Annotated in this window: 18 protein-coding genes; 10 read left to right on the plus strand and 8 right to left on the minus strand. The window is 58.7% G+C overall.

All coding sequences use genetic code 11. The annotated features are described in order from the left end of the window. The first annotated feature begins 218 nt into the window (after nt 1-218). Nucleotides 219-380 carry a hypothetical protein gene (locus tag JMJ95_RS06930; RefSeq protein ID WP_290683956.1) on the plus strand — a complete coding sequence of 54 codons (162 nt, stop codon included), beginning with the start codon at nt 219-221 and terminating at the stop codon, nt 378-380. Between the two features lie 59 nt (nt 381-439). Here JMJ95_RS06930 and gpt read toward each other — a convergent pair whose 3' ends face one another. Further along, complete coding sequence (gene gpt, locus JMJ95_RS06935) at nt 440-925, minus strand: xanthine phosphoribosyltransferase (protein WP_290683957.1); 486 nt, start codon at nt 923-925, stop codon at nt 440-442. 141 nt (nt 926-1,066) lie between these two features. Here gpt and JMJ95_RS06940 point away from each other — a divergent pair, with 141 nt between their 5' ends. The 5 genes from JMJ95_RS06940 to JMJ95_RS06960 all read left to right on the plus strand — a co-directional run bounded on the left by JMJ95_RS06940 (nt 1,067) and on the right by JMJ95_RS06960 (nt 6,573). Then, nucleotides 1,067-2,152, plus strand: coding sequence for a BMP family ABC transporter substrate-binding protein (locus JMJ95_RS06940; protein WP_290683958.1), 1,086 nt, complete (start codon nt 1,067-1,069; stop codon nt 2,150-2,152). Between the two features lie 101 nt (nt 2,153-2,253). Beyond that, a complete protein-coding gene (locus JMJ95_RS06945) occupies nt 2,254-3,807 on the plus strand; it encodes an ABC transporter ATP-binding protein (RefSeq protein WP_290683959.1) in 1,554 nt (517 codons plus the stop codon). Next, nucleotides 3,804-4,889: an ABC transporter permease gene (locus JMJ95_RS06950; protein WP_290683960.1), complete on the plus strand. Its 1,086-nt coding sequence runs from the start codon at nt 3,804-3,806 to the stop codon at nt 4,887-4,889. Before JMJ95_RS06945 ends, JMJ95_RS06950 begins: the two co-directional genes overlap by 4 nt. A 1-nt stretch (nt 4,890) precedes the next feature. Continuing rightward, complete coding sequence (locus JMJ95_RS06955; protein ID WP_290683961.1) at nt 4,891-5,820, plus strand: ABC transporter permease; 930 nt, start codon at nt 4,891-4,893, stop codon at nt 5,818-5,820. A gap of 48 nt (nt 5,821-5,868) precedes the next feature. After that, entirely contained in the window at nt 5,869-6,573 is a 705-nt protein-coding gene (locus JMJ95_RS06960; RefSeq protein WP_290683962.1) for a DUF554 domain-containing protein, read from the plus strand. An 89-nt stretch (nt 6,574-6,662) separates the two neighbouring features. Here JMJ95_RS06960 and JMJ95_RS06965 read toward each other — a convergent pair whose 3' ends face one another. From JMJ95_RS06965 to JMJ95_RS06995, 7 genes are all read right to left on the minus strand, one after another. Next, on the minus strand, nt 6,663-7,469 hold the full coding sequence (locus JMJ95_RS06965) for an SDR family oxidoreductase (RefSeq protein WP_290683963.1): 807 nt from the start codon (nt 7,467-7,469) through the stop codon (nt 6,663-6,665). Between the two features lie 18 nt (nt 7,470-7,487). Then, nucleotides 7,488-8,288, minus strand: a complete 801-nt coding sequence (locus JMJ95_RS06970; protein ID WP_290683964.1) for an acetoacetate decarboxylase family protein — start codon at nt 8,286-8,288, stop codon at nt 7,488-7,490. 189 nt (nt 8,289-8,477) lie between these two features. Then, nucleotides 8,478-9,227 (minus strand): M15 family metallopeptidase, encoded by a 750-nt coding sequence (locus JMJ95_RS06975; protein ID WP_290683965.1) that lies wholly within the window; start codon nt 9,225-9,227, stop codon nt 8,478-8,480. 16 nt (nt 9,228-9,243) lie between these two features. Next, on the minus strand, nt 9,244-10,533 hold the full coding sequence (locus JMJ95_RS06980; RefSeq protein ID WP_290683966.1) for a TRAP transporter large permease: 1,290 nt from the start codon (nt 10,531-10,533) through the stop codon (nt 9,244-9,246). 4 nt (nt 10,534-10,537) lie between these two features. Next, complete coding sequence (locus JMJ95_RS06985; protein WP_290683967.1) at nt 10,538-11,041, minus strand: TRAP transporter small permease; 504 nt, start codon at nt 11,039-11,041, stop codon at nt 10,538-10,540. 7 nt (nt 11,042-11,048) lie between these two features. Beyond that, nucleotides 11,049-12,086: a TRAP transporter substrate-binding protein DctP gene (gene dctP / locus JMJ95_RS06990; RefSeq protein WP_290683968.1), complete on the minus strand. Its 1,038-nt coding sequence runs from the start codon at nt 12,084-12,086 to the stop codon at nt 11,049-11,051. Nucleotides 12,087-12,296: 210 nt separating this feature from the next. Continuing rightward, nucleotides 12,297-14,750 (minus strand): DUF3536 domain-containing protein, encoded by a 2,454-nt coding sequence (locus JMJ95_RS06995; protein ID WP_290683970.1) that lies wholly within the window; start codon nt 14,748-14,750, stop codon nt 12,297-12,299. Between the two features lie 298 nt (nt 14,751-15,048). Between JMJ95_RS06995 and malQ the strand changes: the two genes are divergently transcribed. The 4 genes from malQ to glgC all read left to right on the plus strand — a co-directional run bounded on the left by malQ (nt 15,049) and on the right by glgC (nt 21,411). Continuing rightward, the gene (gene malQ, locus JMJ95_RS07000; protein WP_290683972.1) at nt 15,049-16,536 is read left to right on the plus strand and encodes a 4-alpha-glucanotransferase; all 1,488 of its coding nucleotides are present in this window, start codon (nt 15,049-15,051) and stop codon (nt 16,534-16,536) included. A 286-nt stretch (nt 16,537-16,822) separates the two neighbouring features. Continuing rightward, nucleotides 16,823-18,559 (plus strand): alpha-glucan family phosphorylase, encoded by a 1,737-nt coding sequence (gene glgP / locus JMJ95_RS07005; RefSeq protein WP_290683974.1) that lies wholly within the window; start codon nt 16,823-16,825, stop codon nt 18,557-18,559. A gap of 5 nt (nt 18,560-18,564) precedes the next feature. Further along, nucleotides 18,565-20,028, plus strand: a complete 1,464-nt coding sequence (locus tag JMJ95_RS07010; RefSeq protein WP_290683976.1) for a glycogen synthase — start codon at nt 18,565-18,567, stop codon at nt 20,026-20,028. A 72-nt stretch (nt 20,029-20,100) separates the two neighbouring features. After that, complete coding sequence (gene glgC / locus JMJ95_RS07015) at nt 20,101-21,411, plus strand: glucose-1-phosphate adenylyltransferase (protein WP_290683978.1); 1,311 nt, start codon at nt 20,101-20,103, stop codon at nt 21,409-21,411. Nucleotides 21,412-21,455: the final 44 nt, after the last annotated feature.

Genomic DNA, 21,455 nt, shown 5'->3' on the forward strand with positions numbered 1-21,455 from the left:
TTGCCTGCCTGTGAAACCGACATCCGTGTCGGTTTCTCTCACCTCAGGCGCCCTCCCCAGGGGATAATCTCTTCGCCCCTGGGGAGGGCGAATTCACCTTATGCCCGGCGACATTCCCTCTGCCTGAAAAATTAGCGGATTTAGGATACCCTCTTTTTTTTTCGGGGGCACTCCGGTGTGATATAATCATGGAAAAGAAAAGCGGGGGGGGAAACTGAATGGAAGGTATTTCCGTTGCGTCCCGGGGTTCCGCGGCACAGGATGTTCAGCTTGCTGTTCAGTACTCTGTATTGAAGCAGGTGACTGACCTCCAGAAGGACATGCTCGCCCAGATGATGCAGAGCATGGGCGTAGGGCAGAACATCGACCTCCTTGCCTGAGAAAGTTGATTCCGGTATGTATGAAGGAACAGGGGGAATTTCTTCCCCTGTTCCTTTTTTTACTGCTGTTCAGCTATTGGCTTGACGTAAGAGGTTTCGGCGTCCCACGGGAAGAGGATCCACGTGTCCTGGCTGACTTCGGTGATGAACGTGTCAACGAAGGGCCGCCCTTCCGGTTTGGCGTAGACGGCGGCGAAATGGGCCTTCGGCAACATTTCCCGGACGACCCTGGCCGTTTTGCCCGTATCAACCAGGTCGTCGATGATGAGCCATTCCTCCCCGTCCCCCCGAATCTCCTTGAGAACGGATATTTCCCCCTGGTTCCGGATGGTGTAGCTTGACACACAGACCGTGTCCACCAGACGTATATCCAGTTCTCTGGCGATGATAGCGGCGGGGACAAGCCCTCCCCGGGCGATGCCTATGATTCTCTCCCATTTGGCCAACCCCACCAGCCTCCAGGCAAGAGCCTTGCAGTCCCTGTGGATCTGCTCCCATGAAATGGGGTATGTTTTGTGATACCGTTCGCTGGACACGCCGAACATTCCTCCTCGCCGAAAAATCAGGAGCTATTATTGTAACATGACCGAAGGAGAAAAAAAGAAGAGGGGCACCCCCTAAATCTCCGCCGGCAATGTATAATAACCTTGGGCAGTTGACCCACATTTAACAGGGAGGTAGAAAACGTGAAGAGATTTTCTGTGCTTCTCGCTCTCGCGGTCGGTTTCGTTTTCTGCAGCGCGGCATTCGCCGCTTTTCCGCCGATCCCGGTGGAAAAGATCAATCCCGGATTTATTTACATAGGGCCCATAGGCGACGGCGGATACACCTTCATGCACGACAAGGGGAGGCTCTTCATGGAAGAGGCGTTCCCCGGGCTGAAATCCGTCTACGTGGAATCGGTCCCGGAAGGCCCCGATGCGTCCAGGGTCATGGAGACCCTCGTGAGGAACGGCTCGAAGGTGGTTTTCGCCAACTCCTTCGGCCACATGGATTTCGTCCTTGAAGTGGCAAAGAAGTACCCCGAGATCATTTTCATGCACTGCTCCGGCTACAAGGTTGCCGAAAACGTGGGGACCTACTTCGGAAGAATGTACCAGGCGCGGTACCTCTCCGGCCTCGTGGCGGGGAGCATGACGAAGAAGAATGTCATAGGCTACGTGGCGGCCTATCCCATCCCCGAAGTCATCCGGGGCATCAACGCCTTCACCCTCGGCGTACGGAAGGCCAACCCCAACGCGGAAGTCAGGGTTATCTGGATCTTCTCCTGGCTCGATCCCGGCAAGGAAAAGGAAGCCGCCAAGGCCCTCATTGACGCAGGGGCGGACGTTCTCGGTATGCACGCCGACACGGGCGCCGCACCCCAGGCCGCAGAAGAGGCCGGTGTCTACGTGGTGGGCTACAACAACGACATGAGCAATTATGCCCCCACGAAGCATCTCACCGCCCCCATCTGGAACTGGGGCATCGTGTACAGGGACACCATCCGGCAGGTCGTTGACGGCACATGGAAATCCGAGCAGATCTGGATCGGTCTCAAGGAAGGCATGGTCGACCTTGCCCCCTACGGCAAGGATGTGCCGGATTCCGTGAAGAAGCTCGTGGAAGACGAAAAGGCGAAAATCATAACCGGCGGGTGGGACGTGTTCCACGGCCCGGTGAAGGACCAGGGCGGAACGGTGAGGGTTCCCGGGGGAACCGCCATGACCGACGCCGAATTGCTCTCCATGAACTGGTTCGTCGAGGGTGTGAAGGGAGATATACCCAAATAGACCGATCTTTTGTATCATAATGGTCGGGAGATTCTTGAGGGCGCGAATTTCCGCGCCCTTTTTTTCGCCCTCCGTCATTCAGAACACAAGGAGGAAATGGGATGAATCAACGCCAGCCGCTGGTACGCATGAAAAAGATCACGAAGCGGTTCGCCGGTGTAACGGCAAACCACGAGGTGGATTTCGACGTGCGCCCGGGAGAAGTCCACGCTCTGCTCGGAGAAAACGGCGCAGGGAAATCCACGCTCATGAACATTCTCTACGGCCTGTACCGCCCGGACAGCGGCTCTCTCTTCATCGACGGGAACGAGACTGCCTTCGCATCCCCAGGGGACGCCCGGAAAGCCGGGATCGGCATGGTCCACCAGCACTTCATGCTCATTCCCAGCCAGACGGTGTGGGAGAACATGATCCTCGGCCTCGACGGTCTCCCCTGTATTCTGCCGAAGAACGACATCCGGGACAAAATCGTCTCCCTCTCGTCGAGATACGGCCTCATGGTGGACCCCGACGCCGGTATCTGGCAGCTCTCCATCGGGGAGCAGCAGCGGGTGGCCATTCTCCAGATGCTCTTCCGCCAGGCGAACATCCTTATCCTCGACGAGCCCACGGCGGTGCTCACCCCCCAGGAGGCGGAGCTCCTCTTCGAGACCGTGCGGCAGATGACCTCCGAGGGGCATGGCGTGGTCTTCATCTCCCACAAGATGGACGAGGTCATGGGCCTTTCGCAGAGAGTGACCATCCTCCGGAAGGGGAAGCTCGTCGGCACGGTGGAGACTGCCTCCACCTCCAAGGAGCAGCTCGCGGAAATGATGGTGGGACAGAAAATGGTCTATACCGTAAGCAAGCCCCCTCTGGAACCAGGCGACCCGGTACTTGAATGCGCCTCCGTCTGCGCTCTTGGAGACAGAGGCTTCCCCGCCGTAAACCATGCCACGTTCCTTGTGCGCCGGAGGGAGATCCTCGGCATAGCGGGAGTCGCGGGGAACGGACAGCAGGAACTGTGCGAAACTCTCGTGGGCCTGCGGAAAGTCGAATCGGGAACCATTCATGTCAACGGCCGGGAGATGACCAACGCCCTGCCGAAGGATTTCATCCGGCAGGGCGTCCATTACATACCCGCCGACAGAAAGGGAACGGGCCTTGTTCCCAACATGAACGTGAGCGAGAACTCCATTCTGAAGCGCTATTGGATCCCCCCCGTCTCCCGGGGGCCCTTCCTGAACTGGAAGGAAGTGTTTTCCTTCGCCAGGGAGCTTGTCTCCAGGTTCAACGTGAGTACGCCGTCCATAGAAACTCCCGTCCGCAACCTCTCCGGGGGAAACCTGCAGAAACTCATGCTCGGCAGGGAACTAAGCGACTCCCCCGTCGCCCTGCTCGCCGTCCATCCCACCTGGGGGCTCGACGTGGCCGCAACCAAGTTTGTCAGGGAACAGCTTCTGTGTCACCGTGAAAGGGGTGGGGCAGTGCTCCTCGTGTCCGAGGACCTGGATGAACTTCTCGCCCTGAGCGACAGGCTCGCCGTGATGTGCAAGGGGGAAATCATGGGCATTCTCGACAACCCGTCATCTGTGCCGGTGGAAACCATCGGCCTGATGATGGCGGGGACACCCCTTGAGGAACTGGAAAAACGCGACGGAGGGACCGTCCGGTGAGAATCAAAGTCGAACCCCGGCTGACCTCGACATGGAAACTGTCCGTCGCCATCCCCTTTTTCTCCCTTGCCGCCGCCATTCTCTCGGGAGGAGTGTTCCTCTTTTTCATGGGCGTTTCCCCTCTCCAGGCGTACCGGGCCATTCTCACATCGGCCCTCGGGGATGCCTACGGAATCAGTGAAACGGTGGTAAAGGCCATCCCGCTGATCATGGCAGGCATCGCCGTCATGCTTTCCTTCACCATGCTCATCTGGAATATCGGCGCGGAAGGGCAGATTTTCATGGGAGCCATTGCCGCCACTGCAATGGTCAGGTTCTTCTATACCGACAACAAGATCGTCATGCTCCTGCTCATGTTTCTTGCGGCGGCGGCGGCGGGGGGCATATGGGCGGCCATAGCTGGTTATTTCAGGGCGAAGTGGAACGTCAACGAGATTATCACCACCCTGATGCTCAACTACGTGGCCATGAACTTCCTCAACTATTTCGTCTTCGGCCCGTGGAGAGACCCCTCGAGCCTTGGATTTCCCATGACGCCTCCCTTCCCCGATTCAGCCAGGCTGCCTGTCTTCTGGGGCACCCGCATTCACGGGGGACTCGTCCTTGCGATTATTCTCCCCCTTCTTTTCTGGGTTATCCTGAAGTTTACCCGGTGGGGGTATGAAATCCGGGTCATGGGAGAGAACCCGAAAGCGGCGGGATTCGCAGGGATGAATTACCTGAAGAACGTGGTCCTCGTCATGTTCATTTCCGGCGCCATAGCGGGAATCGCCGGGATGTGCGAGCTTTCCGGGCTCCAGGGCAGGCTCCAGCACGGCTTCTCGGGCGGCTACGGCTTCACCGCCATCATCGTTGCCTGGCTCGCCCGTCTCCATCCCATCGCCATCATTTTCGTCTCTTTCCTCATGGGCATTCTGCTCGTGGGGGGCGAGACGCTCCAGATCGTCATGCGGCTCCCTCTCTCGAGCGTCATGGTGTTTCAGGGCCTGATCCTGTTCTTCGTCCTCGGCGGTGAGTTCTTCCGGAAATACACCCTGAGGATCATTCCGGCGAAAGACACTCCCCGCAAGGAGGGAGCATAACATGGAAATGATCATCCCCATCCTCACCGCCGCGGTCAGGAGCGGAACCCCCATTCTCTACGCCACCCTGGGGGAGATTCTCACGGAAAAGGGAGGAATCCTCAACCTCGGCCTTGAAGGCATCATGCTCATGGGGGCCTACACCGGCTTTTCCGCCGCCTATTCCACAGGCAGCGCATGGCTCGGCGTGGCGGCGGCCTTTCTCGTGGGGGCTCTCATGGGCCTTGTCCATGCTTTCATCTGCGTTTCCCTGAAGGGCAACCAGGTGGTCAGCGGCCTCGCTCTGGCCATGTTCGGTACGGGAGCAAGCTCCCTCCTCGGAAGGAACTTCGTCGGCTTCACCATTCCCGGGCTTCCCCGGATCAGCGTCCCCATCCTCGCCGACATCCCGGTGATCGGTCCCGTCTTCTTTTCTCACGACGCCCTGACCTACTGCTCCTACGGCCTGGTGATCTTCTTCTGCTGGTTCTATTCCTCCACCCGGCCCGGGCTCTACCTTCGGGCAGTGGGAGACAACCCGAGGGCGGCGGACGCCATGGGCATTTCCGTGGCGAAGACCCGGTACTTCTATACTCTGGCGGGGGCGGGCATCGTGGCCGTGGGAGGAGCCTACATGTCCCTGGCTTATACAAAGATGTGGGGGGAACTGATGACTGCGGGACGAGGATGGATTGCCGTAGCGCTGGTCATTTTCGCCATCTGGAATCCTGCCCGGGCGGCCCTCGGCGCCTATCTCTTCGGGGGCGTGGAAGCCTTCCAGCTTCGCATCCAGACAGCCGGAACCACCATTCCCACCCCGGTGCTGATGATGCTTCCCTATCTCATGACCATCGGCGTGCTTCTCTTCATCTCGATAAAAAAGGGAAAGGGCATCATTTTCGGAGCCCCGGCTTCCCTGGGAACGCCATTTTTCCGGGAGGAAAGGGACTGATTCCCTTCCTTCACTATCTGCTGGAAAGTACAGGAGGATTCAATTATCATGGATTTCTTTTTTGCCCATGTCCCGGCCTCGGGAAGCGTTCTGAACGCCCTTGCCATCGTGATCGGCTCCCTTGCGGGGCTGGTTCTTCACTCGCGCCTTCCCCAGAGGTTCGTAGCCATAACCTTCCAGGGACTGGGACTTCTGACCCTGTTTCTCGGCGTTTTTATGGCTCAGCGCACCCAGAGCTTTCTCGTCATGGCTTTCAGCATCGTCGGAGGTTCCCTTCTCGGGGAATACCTAAACCTCGAGAAGGGACTGAACAGGCTGGGGGAATGGACGAAGGTAAAAATCCGCTCGAAGAACGAAAAGTTCACCGAGGCCTTCATTGCCTCATCCCTTCTCTTCTGCGTCGGCTCCATGGCCATTCTCGGGGCTATCGAGGAAGGCATGGGAGAGTTTCCGAGGCTCTTCGTCACCAAGTCGCTCATGGACGGCATGGCGTCCGCTGCCATGGCCGCCTCCATGGGACCGGGGATCGTGTTCTCGGCCCTTCCGGTGCTGCTCTACCAGGGGGGGATGACCTTTCTTGCGGGGACGGTGCAGACCGTGATGACCCAGCCAGTCATCGACGAGGTGAGCGCCGTGGGCGGCCTCCTTCTTCTCGGCATCGGTCTCTCCATACTGGAGATCAAAAGGGTCAAGGCGGTCAACATGCTTCCAGCCCTTTTGTTCGCCGGAATACTCGCATCCCTTTTCCGGTAGGCTCCCGTGGACGGAACGAGGGGAACCTCCGAAAGGGCTCCTCTCGTTTTTTCATGCACCCACCGATGCACTCATTCCGGGGGTGATCCTCAATAATAGGTTCCCTTCGTCCTGTAGTTCTCCCTCCGCTCATCAGCCAGCTTCCGGGCAAACTCGTCGAACACGTCCTTCTTCGTCCTGTAAAGGACATCGAAATCCCGGGCCGCCTGGGGAAGCACGATCACCACCGATTTTTTCTCCATTTCGGCGAAAATGTATTCCACTGCCTCCTCCACACTTATGGAGTCAGGCGGAGGGGTCATATCGCCGAAGATCGCCGTCCGGACGTTGGCGGGGCAGAAGACGCTGAACCGGAGATTTTCGTTTTCCAGCTCGTAATTGAGGCTTTCCGTCATGGATATGACGGCGCTCTTGGTGGCGGCATACACCGCCTGATAGGGTACCGGAATCCGGCCGGTGATGGACCCGGTATTGACGATATGACCGAAGCCCTGCTCCCGCATGATGGGGATGGCGCTGTAGGTTCCGTAGACCACGCCCATCAGGTTGAGGTCCACAACGAATTTCCAGATCTCGAAAGTAATCTGCTCCGTGGGGAGGGTCATTCCCACCCCTGCATTGTTGAAGAGGAAATCGAGATGTCCGTCAAAATCCCTCGCGTCACCCACCAGCTTTTTTACCTCGTCGAGCTTTGTGACATCCGTCAGGACGGGAAAAACCCTCCCGGGGTATTCGGCGTTCAACCTGTCCGACTCACGGGCGAGGTTTTCCTCCTTGAGGTCGCCCATAAAAACGGCCCTTGCGCCCCTGGCCAGCAAGCTCTCGGTGATGCCCAGCCCCAGTCCCGAAGCGGCCCCCGTGACGGCAGCCACCTTGTTTTCATAGTATCCGCCCATAATGCAGTCTCCCCTTTCTTACGGCAGTCTTCTCGAATCACCCACGTTCAGCCGTGCGACGCCCTTGACCATGGTCCCTCCTGCCATCTTCAGCACGGGAAGGGAGGCAAGGGTACTGATGATCCGCGCCTGCAGGGGATGTTTCCACCAGTCGGGAGGTGTCCAGAGCAACCGCCCCTCCCCTTTCCAGCCTTTCTTCACGGTCATTTCCTGGGGATAGAGAGTGGCATGGCTCAGGGAAGCCCCTCCTTTCCCCAGGTTGGGAAGGTACCTCCAACCGAAATAGTTTACCTTTGACCGGGTGTTGATCTGCCAAATTTCAGCTTCTCCCTGTTCTTCCTTTCTCGAAAACTCGAGGGAGAGAAACGTATGGGACTCGTAGCTCGCCGCAGTGAACCACTCTTCCCCGTAATGGCGTTCCGAGGCGATGTCGGCGTAGATTTTCGGCATGCCGTCCTCCTCGCGCCCTCCCAGGATGGGGCATGCCTTGTTCTCCCAAATGACAAAAACGTATTCCCCCTCCAGTCCCTCGTCATTTCCCAGGTACCTGACGGGAGAAGACACCTGGATGAGCCGGTACTCGCCGCCGGACATCCAGTCGACTTCCCGCGCATTGGCGAACTGTACGTTCACCATGGGGGCAAGGAGTTCGAAATCCTCCGGTAGAATGGACAGGAGAGCTTCCGGGTCCGTTTCAAAGATGACGGTAATCCCCGTCATATCGCCGTAGACGGTCCGCACGGGAGTGAATGGGGCTCCCCCGAAATGCACCGGCATCTTGTAGATGTCGTCGTCCTTAAGCACAAACCTACCCCTCATGGTCGTCGTCCCCTTTCAGCATTGTTTATTCAGACAATACCGATTCTTCTTTGCAATATACGCTCTGTCGTGTTTTTTTTCAAGTCACTTTCTGCCCCTCCCCCCCGCCGGGGTTTGCCGGGGGGAGGGGCAGAAAAGGCCGGAGGCAAAATGCCTCCGGCCGAAAGAGCGACGTTTTGAAAAAAGCCGTTATAGGGACTTCCAGCGAAATGGCGGTTCGGCGGCGCCGTAAGGGGCCGTTTTTTCCCCCCTGAGCAGCGCCCAGCTCTGGTTGCCGTAATCGTAATGCCACCACTCGTCCGGATAATTCGTGAAACCGGCCCTGGTCATGACGGCATACAGCAGTCTCCTGTTGGAGAGAGCCTCCTCTTCCGCTGCGGTCATCCGCTCCTTCGCCGCCAGTTTCCTCTCGAAATAATCTGTGGCCGACCTGTCCGTAGTTTCGTCGAATTCCGTGCCCATAGGGATACAGAGGCCCGATTCATCCACGATGGTCAGGTCCACGGCTCCCCCCGTGACATGAGGGGAGGGATGGGCGGGGGATACGGAGGGCTTCGCCACGAACTGGGAGGCCAGCGTGGAGATTTCCTGGTCGTCGAGCAGGGGCATCTTCTCCCTCAGTTCGGACCTGAATTTCTGGAAAAGAGAGGTCTGCACCGCCCTGGGCCTCCAGCAGTCGAGCAGGACCAACCGGCACCCCTGGGGCAACAGGTCAGCTGCGCTGCTCAGGCGCACAAGCACCGAGCGTCGGACAAAACACTCTGGAATCGCCCCCTCGACGCCGTGAATGTAATACTGGGGACTCGCCAGGATTTTCTCCGGAAGGTAGCCCGCAGAAACGAGGGGTTCACCGTTCTCCTCCACTGGTATCCGCCGGGAAGCATCCCATGAAAAGGTATCCGGCAGACAAATCGGTATATCCTGATAGGGGTGGTTCATTCTCCTGCTCCTTCCCTCAGAGATTCAGCAGCCGCGGAAGCAGTGTGGTCAGCGGCGGGAACGAAATGATGACCAGCAGCACAAGAAGGGCCACGCCGATGAAGGGCCAGATGTGGACGAACACGTCCGCCAGCTTCACCCTGCCCACGGCGGCGACAATATAGTTGCACGCTCCCATGGGGGGCGTTATAAGGGCGATGGTGACGTTGAGGGTCATGACCACGCCGAAATGAAAGGGGTCGATCCCCGCCTTCAGAGCTATAGGAGCAAAGATGGGGGTAAGGAGGGCCAGGGTGGAAACTTCTTCCATGAACATGCCGACGGGGAAGATGATAGCGCTCAGCACGATCATGAGAAGCCACGGCTTGTCCAGCAGTCCCGCCTGGAGGATGAGGGAGGCGAACTTCTGGGGGACCTGCTCCCATTTGAGGAGCCACCCGATGACTGTGGCTGCTCCCATGATGAGAAAGATGGAGCTGGAAAGCCTCACCGTCTCATAAAATGATTCCGCCAGAGCCGTCATCGTGAGCTGCCTGGTGTAGAAAAGCCCGGCCAGAAGGCAGTACCCCACCGCCAGCGCTCCCGATTCGGTGGGGGTGACGATCCCGGTGACGATTCCCCCGACGATGATCACGGGGGCGAAAAGGGCCACCAGAGAACGGACGAGGATCTCTTTTTTCCGTTTCCGGACATCGGCGAAATCCGCCACGGGAACCTGGTACCTGTGGGAATAGACATAGTTCATGGCCATGAAAGCCCCGCCGAGGGCAACCCCGGGAAGGATCCCCGCAGCGAACAGTCCTCCGATGGAGGTGTTGGTCATGGTGGCGTAGATGATCATGAAGATGCTCGGCGGGATGATCGGACCGATGAGGGCACTTCCTGCCGTGAGTCCAGCCGCATAGGGAGGAGAGAAGCCGTCCTTCACCATGGCAGGGATGAGGATGGAGCCGAGAGCCGAGGCGTCCGCCGCGGCGGAGCCGTTAACGCCTGCGAGGATGATCCCCCCCACCACGTTGACGTAGCCGAGGCCGCCCCTGACCGAACCCACAAGGAGCCTGCTGAAGTCAAGAAGGCGGTCGGTGAGGCCGGATCGGTTCATAAGGATGCCCGCAAGGATGAAAAACGGAATGGCCATTAGGGAGAAGACATCCATCCCTCCGAAAAACTGCTGGCTCATGACCCTGAGAAGGGACAGGTCTCCCAGCATCACGATGCCGAAGAGGGACGTGGAGAGCAGGGAAAGGTAAAGGGGAACGCCGAGAATCATGAGAATCAGAAAGGCGAACAGCATGGACAGGCCCATTCCCTCACCTCCTTCCTACGGTCTGCAGATGCATGAGGACCGTTCCGGCAAGAAGAAGGGCGAAGCCCACGGGTATTGAGAGCAGGGGGATGGTCTTGGGAATGTTCAGTGCCATGGTTTTCATGTCCCAGATCTGGACGGCGTTGACCCATCCGAGCCGGATCATGAGGGACAGGATACCGACAGCAAGCAGGAAGCGCCCCCACTCGACGAATCTCCGCAGTGCAGCGGGAAAGCGGGGGACCACAAAGTCGATGACCATGTGGTCCCCCTTCACCGCCGCACCCAGGGCGCCCATCATCACCATCCATACGAGAGAGAAACGGGCCACTTCTTCGGTCCAGATGATGGAGCTTTTCAGCACATAGCGGCAGAAAATGCCGAGGAGAATGTCGCCGACATTGACCAGCAGGAGAAAACAGGCAGTCCATGCGCTGATCCGCTCAAGCCTGCGGGTCCAGCGGGCGAGACCGCTCCTTTTTTGCTCAGGGTGACGGGCGGGTTCCATGACGACGCTATTTCGCCTTCTCGTTCGCGTTCTTCGCACACTCGAGGGCGAGGTTGAGCCAATCCTCACCAGCCTTGGACTTCAGCCATTCCACGTAAGCGGGCTGGCCGGCAGCACGGAAAGCGTCCATTTCTTCGTTCGTGGGTGCGTAGGCGACCATGCCTTTTTCAACAAGGAAATCGATATCCTTTTTGTCCTGATCGGCCATGGCCTCTCGGTTCAGGGCGTTGGCCTTTTTCCCTGCCTCGATGACGGCCGCCTTGTGCTCCGGCGTGAGTGAATCGAGGAAATCGCCGTTGATTACCAGGAACTGGTCGGAATACTGGATGTTGGCCAGGGTGAGGTATTTCTGCACTTCATAAAGACTTCCCATCTTGATGTACATGGCAGGGTTCATCTGGCCGTCCACCACGCCGGTCTTGAGGGCCATGTAGAGTTCCGTCCACGGGATGGGGGTTCCGCTGGCACCGAAGGACTTGTACAGAATGATCTGGCCTTCGTCCATGCCGCGGAATTTCAGTCCCTTGAAGTCTTCGGGGGAGCGGATTTCCTTCTTGTTGTTCGAGAAGGCGAGGAAGCCTCCCTCCTCCACGGCTTCGAGGAGATAGGCGCCGGTGCGCTTGTGGAACTCTTCCTTCGCCCTGTTCCAGTACCGGCTTTCATCGAAGAAGAAGTGAGCAGCCTTGTAGTTGTTGAACATGAATGGTATGGCGGAAGCGTAGATTTCCGGGAAGACCGGCGCAACTCCGGCAAAGGAAGCCACATTGATGATGGGTTGGTTCATTCCCTGCTTCGAGAGCAGTTCCATGCGCTCTTCCTCGTTCCCGAGCTGGCTGTCCGGGAAGAGCTTCACAACCACTTCGCCGCCGGTCCCCTCGGCAACCAGTTTGGCGAAGTTTTCCGCGAAAAAGTGCACAGCGTTGTTTTCAGCGTCCGCCGGGCCGTTGTAGGACATTTTGACCTCCAGGGCAGCCTCGGCCCCGAAAGGAACCGCCAGGCAGAACACTGCGACCATAAAAAGCACCGCAAACCTTCGGAACTTCATCTTCACTACCTCCTTCAGAACGATATGGGATTTTTTTCCGCCGGTTTTCCGGAGGAACCGGTTCCATTCTTCCACACTTTACTCTTTCAGTCCAGACGGTGCTTGCGGCCCCAAATCCGCAGGTTTTTCAGGCAGAGGGGGGAGTCCCCGGTGCTCGCTTGGGCCCCCGGACCAGGGGACGGTAAAGACCTTTCCCTGGGTTCCCGGTTTCTACCGGCGGTTTCTCCAGGCGGGGGGAGGAGGGAAAAAATCCGAGGCGCCGCTCTCGGGCCTGACCTTGAGCATGGCCGAAATGCCTTTATACAATTCCGACGTTTCCGGAGCAATCTCCCGGTTGCCGTTCAGGATCTTCGCGAACAGATTCTGCACCTCCCAGAGATTCACATCCCACTTTCTCCTTTCAAGAAAGGAGAGCAGGGCATGGAGTTCCTCGAGGACAGCCCGGTTCTCCGGCGCCTCCCCGAGCCTGGCCAGGAATTCCTCGAGACGCCGGGCGGCAGTATGACGCAGGGTCTCCAGGTCAAGGGAAATTCCCCAGGTTTCGGCATCCGTCACCCTCCGCTCCAGGAAAATAAAGTCCAGGTGAAGGCTTTCCAAGGCTTTCCGCAGGTCGTCGTTCAGCACCACCTCAGCGGCGCTCCGGAAGGCTTCCGGTGCGGGCATGGAGAGGGTCGCAAGGAAGGAAAGGACTTCAGAATAATCCCTGACCGTCTTCCGGAGCATGTCAGTAACGGCGGCCACGTCCTCGGAGATGATGAGGGTAAGGATCCTCCGCTGTTCGTCCTTGAAAAGGTGCCTGAGAGAGTAAACATTATGACCGAAGAACTCGACCAGGGCCTGTTCGTCCCCGCCCCTCAGGGTGGCCTCTATTCTTTCCCGCACTCCGTTTCCGTCCGCCGGAGCGGTTTTCCGGGCCACCCCGCACAGGACATCCTTTCCGCCCCGGTAGAGTGCCGCCACGAAGAGATCATCCTCCTCGAAGGTGGTCTCGGACATGATCCTGAGGTACCCGAGAGCGTACCTGTTGTTCCCGCTTTCCTTTCGCTCGACGGAACACCCGGAAATACGGTAGGAGGAAAAGGCACACAGTTCAGGGGAACAGGCTTTTTGTTCCCCCGGGACAAAAAGACAGGAAACGGCGAAATGAGCCCCTGCCCGAAGCAGGTCCGCCCGGAGGGGTTCGACGAAGATGTCGAAAATTCTCCGGCCGTCCCGGAATTCGGCGATGTTGCTTCTGGCCTCGGCAAGCTTCGTCATGAAGGGGGTTCGAAAATCCCGGGCCGGAAAAAGCCGCTCCCCCAATTCAAGGGCCCTCGCGGCGTAAGCCATCACCTGAAGAGTTTCTATACCGGAAATCTCGTCGAAGAACCAGCCGCAGCTGGTGTACATGAGCATGAGGTTTCGCTCCATCTCCAGCAGGGAAACCGACCGGACAAGCTCTTCCCGGGACAGGGGCCGTCCCGCTTCTCCCTCGAGGAATTCCCGGACCTTGTCGCCGTCCCTTCCGGGCAGGACGGATACATACCTGTTCCTGGCCCCGTAAGGGTCAGGAAGTACCGATCTCCCCTCTTCAGAAAAAAGAGGAGAAAGCGTGTCCCGAAGGCCGTCCAGGGCTTCTCTCAGGGGTTTTCTCCACCCCTGACTCCAGCCCGCCCTGGAATGGGCGGAACAGCCGCAGTCGCTCCGCCACCGCTCGACACCGTGCACGCAGCTCCAGGAGGAGTTTTCGGCTATCCTGACCTCGTCTGTGGGGGGGTGCTTTTCCAGATATTCGCCGTAAATGGTAAGATTCACGCGATCGCTCCGTTCGAGCCTGTCGAGGCAGTAGGCGAGAGCCATGTCCCCGTACTTGTGATGGTGGCCGAAGGTCTCGCCGTCGGTGGCCACGGAGAGAAGGGGAAATTTGGCGGGAGAGGCCAGGACGGAATCCAGCAGCATGGAGGCGAAGGCACTTCCGTTCCGGAGCGTTTCACCAAAGGCCACCTGCTGGGCGATGCCGCCGTGGTAGAAAAACAGGACCATGGATTTTCCCGACGGAAGAGGGCAGCGATATGGCCGAAAGACATCCACCCGTTCTCCCGTGACGTCGATCCAGTCTTCTTTGCCCGCATGTCTTACGGCTGCGGCCTGGCGGGGAGCGAGAATGGTGAAGGAGACGCCGTTTTCGGCCAGGACTTCCAGGGTCTCCGTATCGACGGCGGTCTCGGCGAGCCACATACCCTCGGGGTCCCTGCCGAAGCGGGCCCGGAAATCCTCCATCCCCCAGATGACCTGGGTTTCCTTGTCCCTTCTGTTTGCCAGGGGGAGGATCATGTGGTTATACACCTGGGCGAGGGCGGGTCCGTGGCCGGAGAATCTCGCGATCCCCAGCCCGTCCGCCCGCAGAACAGCCTCGTAGATGTCGGGGCGTTTTCTCTCCATCCAGGAAAGGAGAGTCGGCCCGAAATTGAAGCTGATGCGGGAATAGTTGTTGACAATGCTCCGGATCCATCCCTCGTCATCGAGGATTCTCGCGGCCCCGTTCGGGCCGTAGCACTCCGCCGCGACCCGTTCGTTCCAGTCGTGCCATGGAGCGGCTGATTCCTGTATCTCGATCTCCCCGATCCAGGGGTTTTCCCTGGGGGGCTGGTAGAAATGACCGTGAATGCATACTGAACGGACCATCGGGATACTCCCTTCCCATTACATTTTTGTCAATTATATATCATGACCCTAAATCCGCAGGCAGCGGGAGTGTCACCGGTGCTCGCTTGGGCCGCCGGTGCAGATTGTCGTCCTTGACAACTGCACCTGAAACCGACATCCGTGTCGGTTTCTCGGCCCGGGCGCTGTGCCCGGCGACACTCCCTCTGCCTGAAAAATTTGCGGATTTAGGATGACTCTGTCCCGGAAGGCGGAGATGGGCCGTCTTCCTGGTGTAGAATGGCACTGAGAGCGACAAACCGACTACGGAGGTGTTTTTTTGAACAGAGCATGCGGCATCCTTCTCCCCGTCCCGTCCCTTCCCGGAGGGTACGGATCGGGAGACCTGGGAAAGCCGGCCCATGATTTCGTTGACTTTCTTTCCCGTTCCGGGCAGGCCATCTGGCAGGTCCTCCCTCTCACCGTGACGGACGGCGCCCTCGGCAATTCGCCGTACAGCTCCCCGTCGGCCTTCGCGGGCAATCCCCTGTGCATTTCCCCGGATGATCTTGTCGCGGGGGGGTTGCTCCTCAGGGACGAACTTTCCGGTCATCCCGCCTTTCCTGAGGACCAGGTAGACTACGGCCCGGCGAGGGAGTTCAAGGAGGGCATCCTGCGGCTCGCCTTTTCCCGTTTTTCCCCGGGGGAAGAATACCGGGTCTTCCTCAGGGAACAGGAGTACTGGCTCGAAGACTACGTCCTGTTCACCGCCCTCAAGGGACTCTACAAGGGCGCTCTCTGGAACGGCTGGCCGGAGAAGATCCGCGCAAGGGACAAAAAAGCCCTGCGGGAAGTCTCCGGTGATCTCCGGTGCGAGCTGGACTATCTCCGGTTCACCCAGTACATTTTTTTCTCCCAGATGAAGAGCCTCCGGGAAAAATGCCGGGAAGCGGGAGTGGAACTCATCGGCGACCTTCCCATCTATGTGAACTACGACAGCGCCGACGTTTGGTCCCATCAGTCCTTTTTTTGCCTTGACGGGGAGCTTCTGCCCACCGAGGTGGCAGGGGTGCCCCCCGACTATTTCAGCGAAACGGGGCAGCTCTGGGGAAACCCCCTTTACAACTGGAACGCACTGAAAAAGAACGGTTTCTCCTGGTGGATCCGGAGACTTCGCCATTCCCTCTCCCTGTTCGATATGGTAAGAATCGACCATTTCAGGGGGCTCCTCGCCTATTGGGCCGTTCCTTTCGGGGACAGGACCGCCGAGAGAGGGACATGGAGGCCGGTCCCATCGGAGGATTTTTTCAGCACCGTCAGGAAGGAACTCCCCTCCCTGCCCTTCCTGGCGGAAAACCTGGGGGTGATCACCCCCGACGTCACGGAAGCCATGGAGTCCATGGGATTTCCCGGCATGGCGGTGGTTCTTTTCGCCTTCGGCGGCGGAATGAGGGACAATCCCCATATCCCTCACAACTACCGGCGGAAACTGGCCGCCTATACGGGAACTCACGACAACAACACCATCGAAGGATGGTATTCCGAAGACGCCTCCGAGAACGAACGGCGGACATTCCTGGAGTACACCGGCCGTTCCGCCGACGGTGTAAGCGCCGCGGACACGGTCATCCGGCTCGTCCTTTCATCGGTGGCGGAGCGGGCAGTGGTACCGCTCCAGGACTATCTGGGGCTGGGCTCGGAGGGAAGAATGAACACACCTTCGGTTCCCTCGGGGAACTGGGAATGGAAGGCCCGCCAGGAACACCTCTCCGTGGGGCTCTCCCAAAGGATGGCGAACCTTGCGGGCATCTACGGAAGAAAATCCTGAATCCGCACCCCAGCGAGGAGCGTCACCGGAGACCACTTGGGCGGAAAGTGCGGATTGTCGTTCGTGGCAACTGCCCGGGCGAGTCCCGCGGCTCCCTGCCTTCGCCGGCTGCCTGCCTGTGAAACCGACATCCGTGTCGTTTTCTCTTCCCTCAGGTGCCCTCCCCGGCGACACTCCCTCTGCCTGAAGAATTTGCGGATTTAGGAAAATAGAGTCCCTTCTCTTCAAGAAGAGGAGACTTTCTGGTAATATTGAAACAGTAAAGAGAGGGGGAATCATTCTCATCATGACATCCATGCACCAGAGAGAACTGGGCAGCTCCATACGAAAACTTGTGGAAAACGACCCCGCCTTCCGGCCGGTGGCCTATCTTTCCATGGAAATAGGAATAAAAGAGTCTCTTCCCACCTACTCGGGAGGCCTGGGCATCCTGGCGGGCGACATCCTGAAGAGCGCGGCGGACCTTGGTGTCCCCATGGTAGGACTCACACTTCTCTACCGTAAAGGATATTTCGAGCAGTCCTTCAACGCCGACGGATGGCAGACGGAAAAACCGGTGCTCTGGCAGCCGGCCCAGGAACTGACCCTTCTTCCGAACCAGGTCTCCCTGACCCTTCAGAACCGGGAAGTTTACGTGCGGGTGTGGCGGTACGAGATCATCGGAGGCGGCGGCTACCCTCTTCCGGTCTACTTCCTGGACACGGACTTCGACAACAATCACCCCGACGACCGCAAGCTTACCTGGTACCTTTACGGCGGAGACCAGCTCTACCGGCTCTGCCAGGAGATGGTCCTGGGGGTGGGTGGCCTGCGGATGCTCCGGGACCTGGGCTACAAGAACATCGAAACCTTCCACATGAACGAGGGGCATGCGGGGTTCCTCACCCTGGAGCTCATGAGGGAGCAGGGGTACTACGACCCCGAGAAGATCCGGGAGCAGGTGATCTTCACCACCCATACCCCCGTTCCGGCAGGACACGATTTCTTCCGCTTCGACCTGGTGGACAGGGTCATCTCCCAGGAGGCACTCTCCAACCTGAAGAGAATGCTCCCCAACGCCGACGGTGTTTCCATGACCGAACTGGGCATCCGCTTCAGTCGGTACGTGAACGCCGTATCTAAAAAACATGCCGAAGTCAGCCGGAAAATGTTCAACATGCCGGAGATCGACTGGGTGACCAACGGTGTCCACCCCAGGACGTGGGTCAGCAGCGGTATTCAACGGCTTTTCAATACCTATATCCCAGGATGGGAACACGATCCCGGAAGGCTCGTCCAGGCGGTGAAGATGCCTCCCGAGGAGATCTGGAACGCCCACCAGGCATCCAAGATGCGCCTCCTGGCAGGGGTCATGGAGCAGACCGGCCGCCAGCTCGAACCCGACGTCCTCACCATCGGCTTTGCCCGGAGGGCGGCTCAGTACAAGAGGGCCGACCTGGTGCTGTCGAACATCAAACGGCTCATGGAAGTGGGGGCGGGAAAGATCCAGTTTGTCTTCGCCGGCAAGGCCCACCCCAGGGACGACGGAGGAAAGGCCGTTCTCCAGAGACTTCTCACCGCGTCCCAGAAGGTGGACGAAATGATTCCCATTGTCTTCCTCGAAAACTACGACATGGATAAGGGAGCCCTCATAACCCAGGGAGTGGACCTGTGGCTGAACACACCCATCCGCCCGAGAGAGGCCTCGGGAACAAGCGGAATGAAGTGCGCCCTGAACGGCGTGATGAACTTCTCGGTCCTCGACGGCTGGTGGATCGAAGGGTGGCTGGAGGACGTGACGGGCTGGTCCGTGGGTCCCGAACCCAGCGAGTCCGACATGATGCACTACGACGAATCTCTCGATGCCATCGACCTCTACGACAAGCTGGAGAAGAAAATAATACCCACCTACTACAACAACCGGGAAAAGTGGATCTGGATGATGCAGCGGACCATAGCCCTCAACGGCAGCTTTTTCAATACACACAGGGTGGTACGGGAGTACTGCGAAAAGGCATACAACATCACTTTCCGGGGGATGTGAGGCTCATGACCACAGAGCAGGGAAGCGGAAGGCCGAAGATTCTTCACGTCAGTCCCGAAGCGGTGCCCTTCAGCAAGGTGGGAGGGCTCGGCGACGTGGCCGGGTCTCTTCCGGCGGCACTGCGGGAGAGCGGGACTGACTGCAGACTGCTCACCCCGGCCTGGGAGGGAACGCTCGACAGGGCGAGAGAACAGGGCTTCACCCTTACGAAGATCTCCCGGAAGGTCGAGGCCGTCATTCGCTGGAAGATTTACCGGGGAACGGTCTGGAAATGCTCCGGTCCCGGCATGGTGGCATACCTGTTGGAAGAGCCGTCGCTCTTCGGAAAATCCGTCTATCCGGCGAATCTTACTCCCGAAACGGTCGTCCCCTTCCTTTTTCTCTCCCTCGCCGCCCTGGACCTTCCCTCAGCGGCATTGTGGAAACCGGACATAATCCACTGCCACGACTGGGGAACAGCGCCTCTTCCGGCGGCACTGAGGTGGCATGTCCATTTCGGAGCCTCCGGGGGTGCCTACAAAACGGTCTTCACCATCCACAATCTGGCCCACCAGGGGATTCTTCCCCTTGAATCCCTCGGCGACTGGGGCATACGGGATGAAGCAGCCCGGGTGGAAGGAATGGAATATTTCGGCATGGCGAACCTGATGAAAGGCGCCCTGGTCGCATGCGATGCCGTCACCACGGTAAGCCCCGGCTATGCGAAGGAAATACAGACCGAAGCCGGCGGAGAAGGACTGGGAGGGCTCTTGAAGAGTCTTTCCGGCAAGGTCACCGGAATACTGAACGGTCTTGACGACCGCTACTGGGACCCCCGGACGGACCCTCTTCTTCCGGAACGGTATTCTCCCGCCGATCTGTCGGGAAAAGCCGTCTGCAAAAGAAAACTGCTTGAAAGAGCGGGTTGGGAGGACGATGGACGGCCCTTGGTCGTTTTCGTTGGAAGAATGGTGGAACAGAAGGGCTTTCCCATCCTTCTGCCAGCCCTCGAAAAGCTTGCCGGAATGGACTGCCGCCTGTTTCTCGTCGGCTCGGGGCAGACCGAATATGAAGAAGCGGCCGAGAACGCGGCCGCCCGTTTCCCCGATTCGCTATTCGTCTTCAGAGGCTATGATGAAACCCTTGCCCACCTTGCCTACGGGGGAGGGGACTTTTTCCTCATGCCGTCCCGTTTTGAACCCTGCGGCCTGTCCCAGCTCATTTCCCTCCGGTACGGCACGGTACCAATCGTCCGGGCCGTGGGCGGCCTCCGGGACACCGTTTTCGATCACGGCACTCCGGAGGGGAACGGCTTCCTCTTCTCCGGGTACACCCCTCTTGACCTCCTGGCGGCTCTCTCCAGAGCCCTCGAAGTATACCGGGACGACGGGACGATGAAAAAGCTCGTTCTGAGGGGAATGAACGCCGACTTTTCCTGGAGCCGCTCCGCTCCCCTCTACCGTAAACTGTACGAATCTCTTCTTTCGTGACGACCGCCCGGCGCGGAAGAAAAAAGAATCTCCGAACCGAGAATCCAACAACAGTCGAAGGGGGTATGCTCCATGCAGGTAGGCAAGTACGGCCGCACCCTGGGCATCGTCCTGGCGGGAGGCAAAGGCGAACGGCTCATGCCTCTGACTAAATACAGGGCGAAACCTGCGGTCCACTTCGCGGCGAAATACAGGATCATTGATTTTGCGCTTTCCAACCTGGTCAACAGCGGCATTTTTTCCATTTATGTTCTTGTCCAGTTCAAAAGCCATTCCTTGAACGAGCACATCGAGCGGGGGTGGCAGTTCGGCGGTGCCCTCCGGGGCCGTGATTTCTTCATCACTCTCGTTCCCGCCCAGATGTGGAGAGGAGAGCACTGGTTCCAGGGAACGGCGGACGCGGTCTACCAGAACCTTCATCTGGTGACCCTCTACGACGCCGATCGGGTGGCCATCTTCGCGGCGGACCACGTTTACAAAATGGACGTTGACCAGATGCTGGCCTACCACATCAACAAGGGCGCAGACATCACCGTGGCGGCCAACGTGGTTCCAACCTCGGAAGCATCAGCCTTCGGATGCATCGACACGGACGAGACCGGGCGGATCGTCGGGTTCCTGGAAAAGCCGGAGAACCCGCCGGAGATTCCGGGAACCCCGGGTTTCACCTACGTTTCCATGGGCAATTACATCTTCGAGCGGGAGATCCTGGAAGAATCCATCATCGAGGACTCCAAGCTGCCCACGAGCCACGATTTCGGAAGGGACATCATCCCGAAGCTCGTCGGGACATCCAGGGTCTTTGCGTACGACTTCTCCACCAATGTCCTTCCCGGAAAGGAAACATCCTCCTTCTGGAGGGAGGACAAGCCCTACTGGAAGGACGTGGGAACCATTCGGACCTACTGGGAGGCCCACATGGACCTGCTGAAGTACGACTCGGAGATGACCTTCTACAACCCCCAATGGGCCATACGGACCGTCTCCTATGCCGATCCCCCGTCCTATGTCTGCCCCGTGAAGGGCTACGCCTGCAGCGTGCAGAGCACCCTCTCGGCGGAAGGCAGCAGGGTGCTCGGGGCCACCGTGGAATCGTCGGTTCTTTCCCGGAACTGCGTCATCATGCCCGGCTCCTCGGTGGAGGAATCCATCATCGGCGAAGGAGTCGTGGTAGGCGAGAACTGCAGGCTGCGGCGGGTGATCATCGACAGCCATAACATCATCCCACCGAACACGGTCATGGGGTACGACGAGGAACATGACCGGGAACGGTACACCGTGGACCCGGGATCGGGCGTCATCGTGGTGGGCATGCCGATGATGCAGCTCCGGAGGTCCATCGATAACCCCAAGGAAGGCTTTGACTGGTCAAGCTTCAGCTGACGGCGGGGAAAAAAAGAATCATAAAGGGGAGGCTTTTCGGCCTC

Source organism: Aminivibrio sp., assembly GCF_016756745.1.
GTDB lineage: Bacteria > Synergistota > Synergistia > Synergistales > Aminobacteriaceae > Aminivibrio.

Coding starts and splice junctions, on each gene's coding strand:
- JMJ95_RS06930 (WP_290683956.1), top strand. CDS start 219: ATGGAAGGTATTTCCGTTGCGTCCCGGGGTTCCGCGGCACAGGATGTT.
- gpt (WP_290683957.1), bottom strand. CDS start 925: ATGTTCGGCGTGTCCAGCGAACGGTATCACAAAACATACCCCATTTCA.
- JMJ95_RS06945 (WP_290683959.1), top strand. CDS start 2,254: ATGAATCAACGCCAGCCGCTGGTACGCATGAAAAAGATCACGAAGCGG.
- JMJ95_RS06955 (WP_290683961.1), top strand. CDS start 4,891: ATGGAAATGATCATCCCCATCCTCACCGCCGCGGTCAGGAGCGGAACC.
- JMJ95_RS06960 (WP_290683962.1), top strand. CDS start 5,869: ATGGATTTCTTTTTTGCCCATGTCCCGGCCTCGGGAAGCGTTCTGAAC.
- JMJ95_RS06965 (WP_290683963.1), bottom strand. CDS start 7,469: ATGGGCGGATACTATGAAAACAAGGTGGCTGCCGTCACGGGGGCCGCT.
- JMJ95_RS06970 (WP_290683964.1), bottom strand. CDS start 8,288: ATGAGGGGTAGGTTTGTGCTTAAGGACGACGACATCTACAAGATGCCG.
- JMJ95_RS06975 (WP_290683965.1), bottom strand. CDS start 9,227: ATGAACCACCCCTATCAGGATATACCGATTTGTCTGCCGGATACCTTT.
- JMJ95_RS06980 (WP_290683966.1), bottom strand. CDS start 10,533: ATGGGCCTGTCCATGCTGTTCGCCTTTCTGATTCTCATGATTCTCGGC.
- JMJ95_RS06985 (WP_290683967.1), bottom strand. CDS start 11,041: ATGGAACCCGCCCGTCACCCTGAGCAAAAAAGGAGCGGTCTCGCCCGC.
- dctP (WP_290683968.1), bottom strand. CDS start 12,086: ATGAAGTTCCGAAGGTTTGCGGTGCTTTTTATGGTCGCAGTGTTCTGC.
- JMJ95_RS06995 (WP_290683970.1), bottom strand. CDS start 14,750: ATGGTCCGTTCAGTATGCATTCACGGTCATTTCTACCAGCCCCCCAGG.
- glgP (WP_290683974.1), top strand. CDS start 16,823: ATGACATCCATGCACCAGAGAGAACTGGGCAGCTCCATACGAAAACTT.
- JMJ95_RS07010 (WP_290683976.1), top strand. CDS start 18,565: ATGACCACAGAGCAGGGAAGCGGAAGGCCGAAGATTCTTCACGTCAGT.
- glgC (WP_290683978.1), top strand. CDS start 20,101: ATGCAGGTAGGCAAGTACGGCCGCACCCTGGGCATCGTCCTGGCGGGA.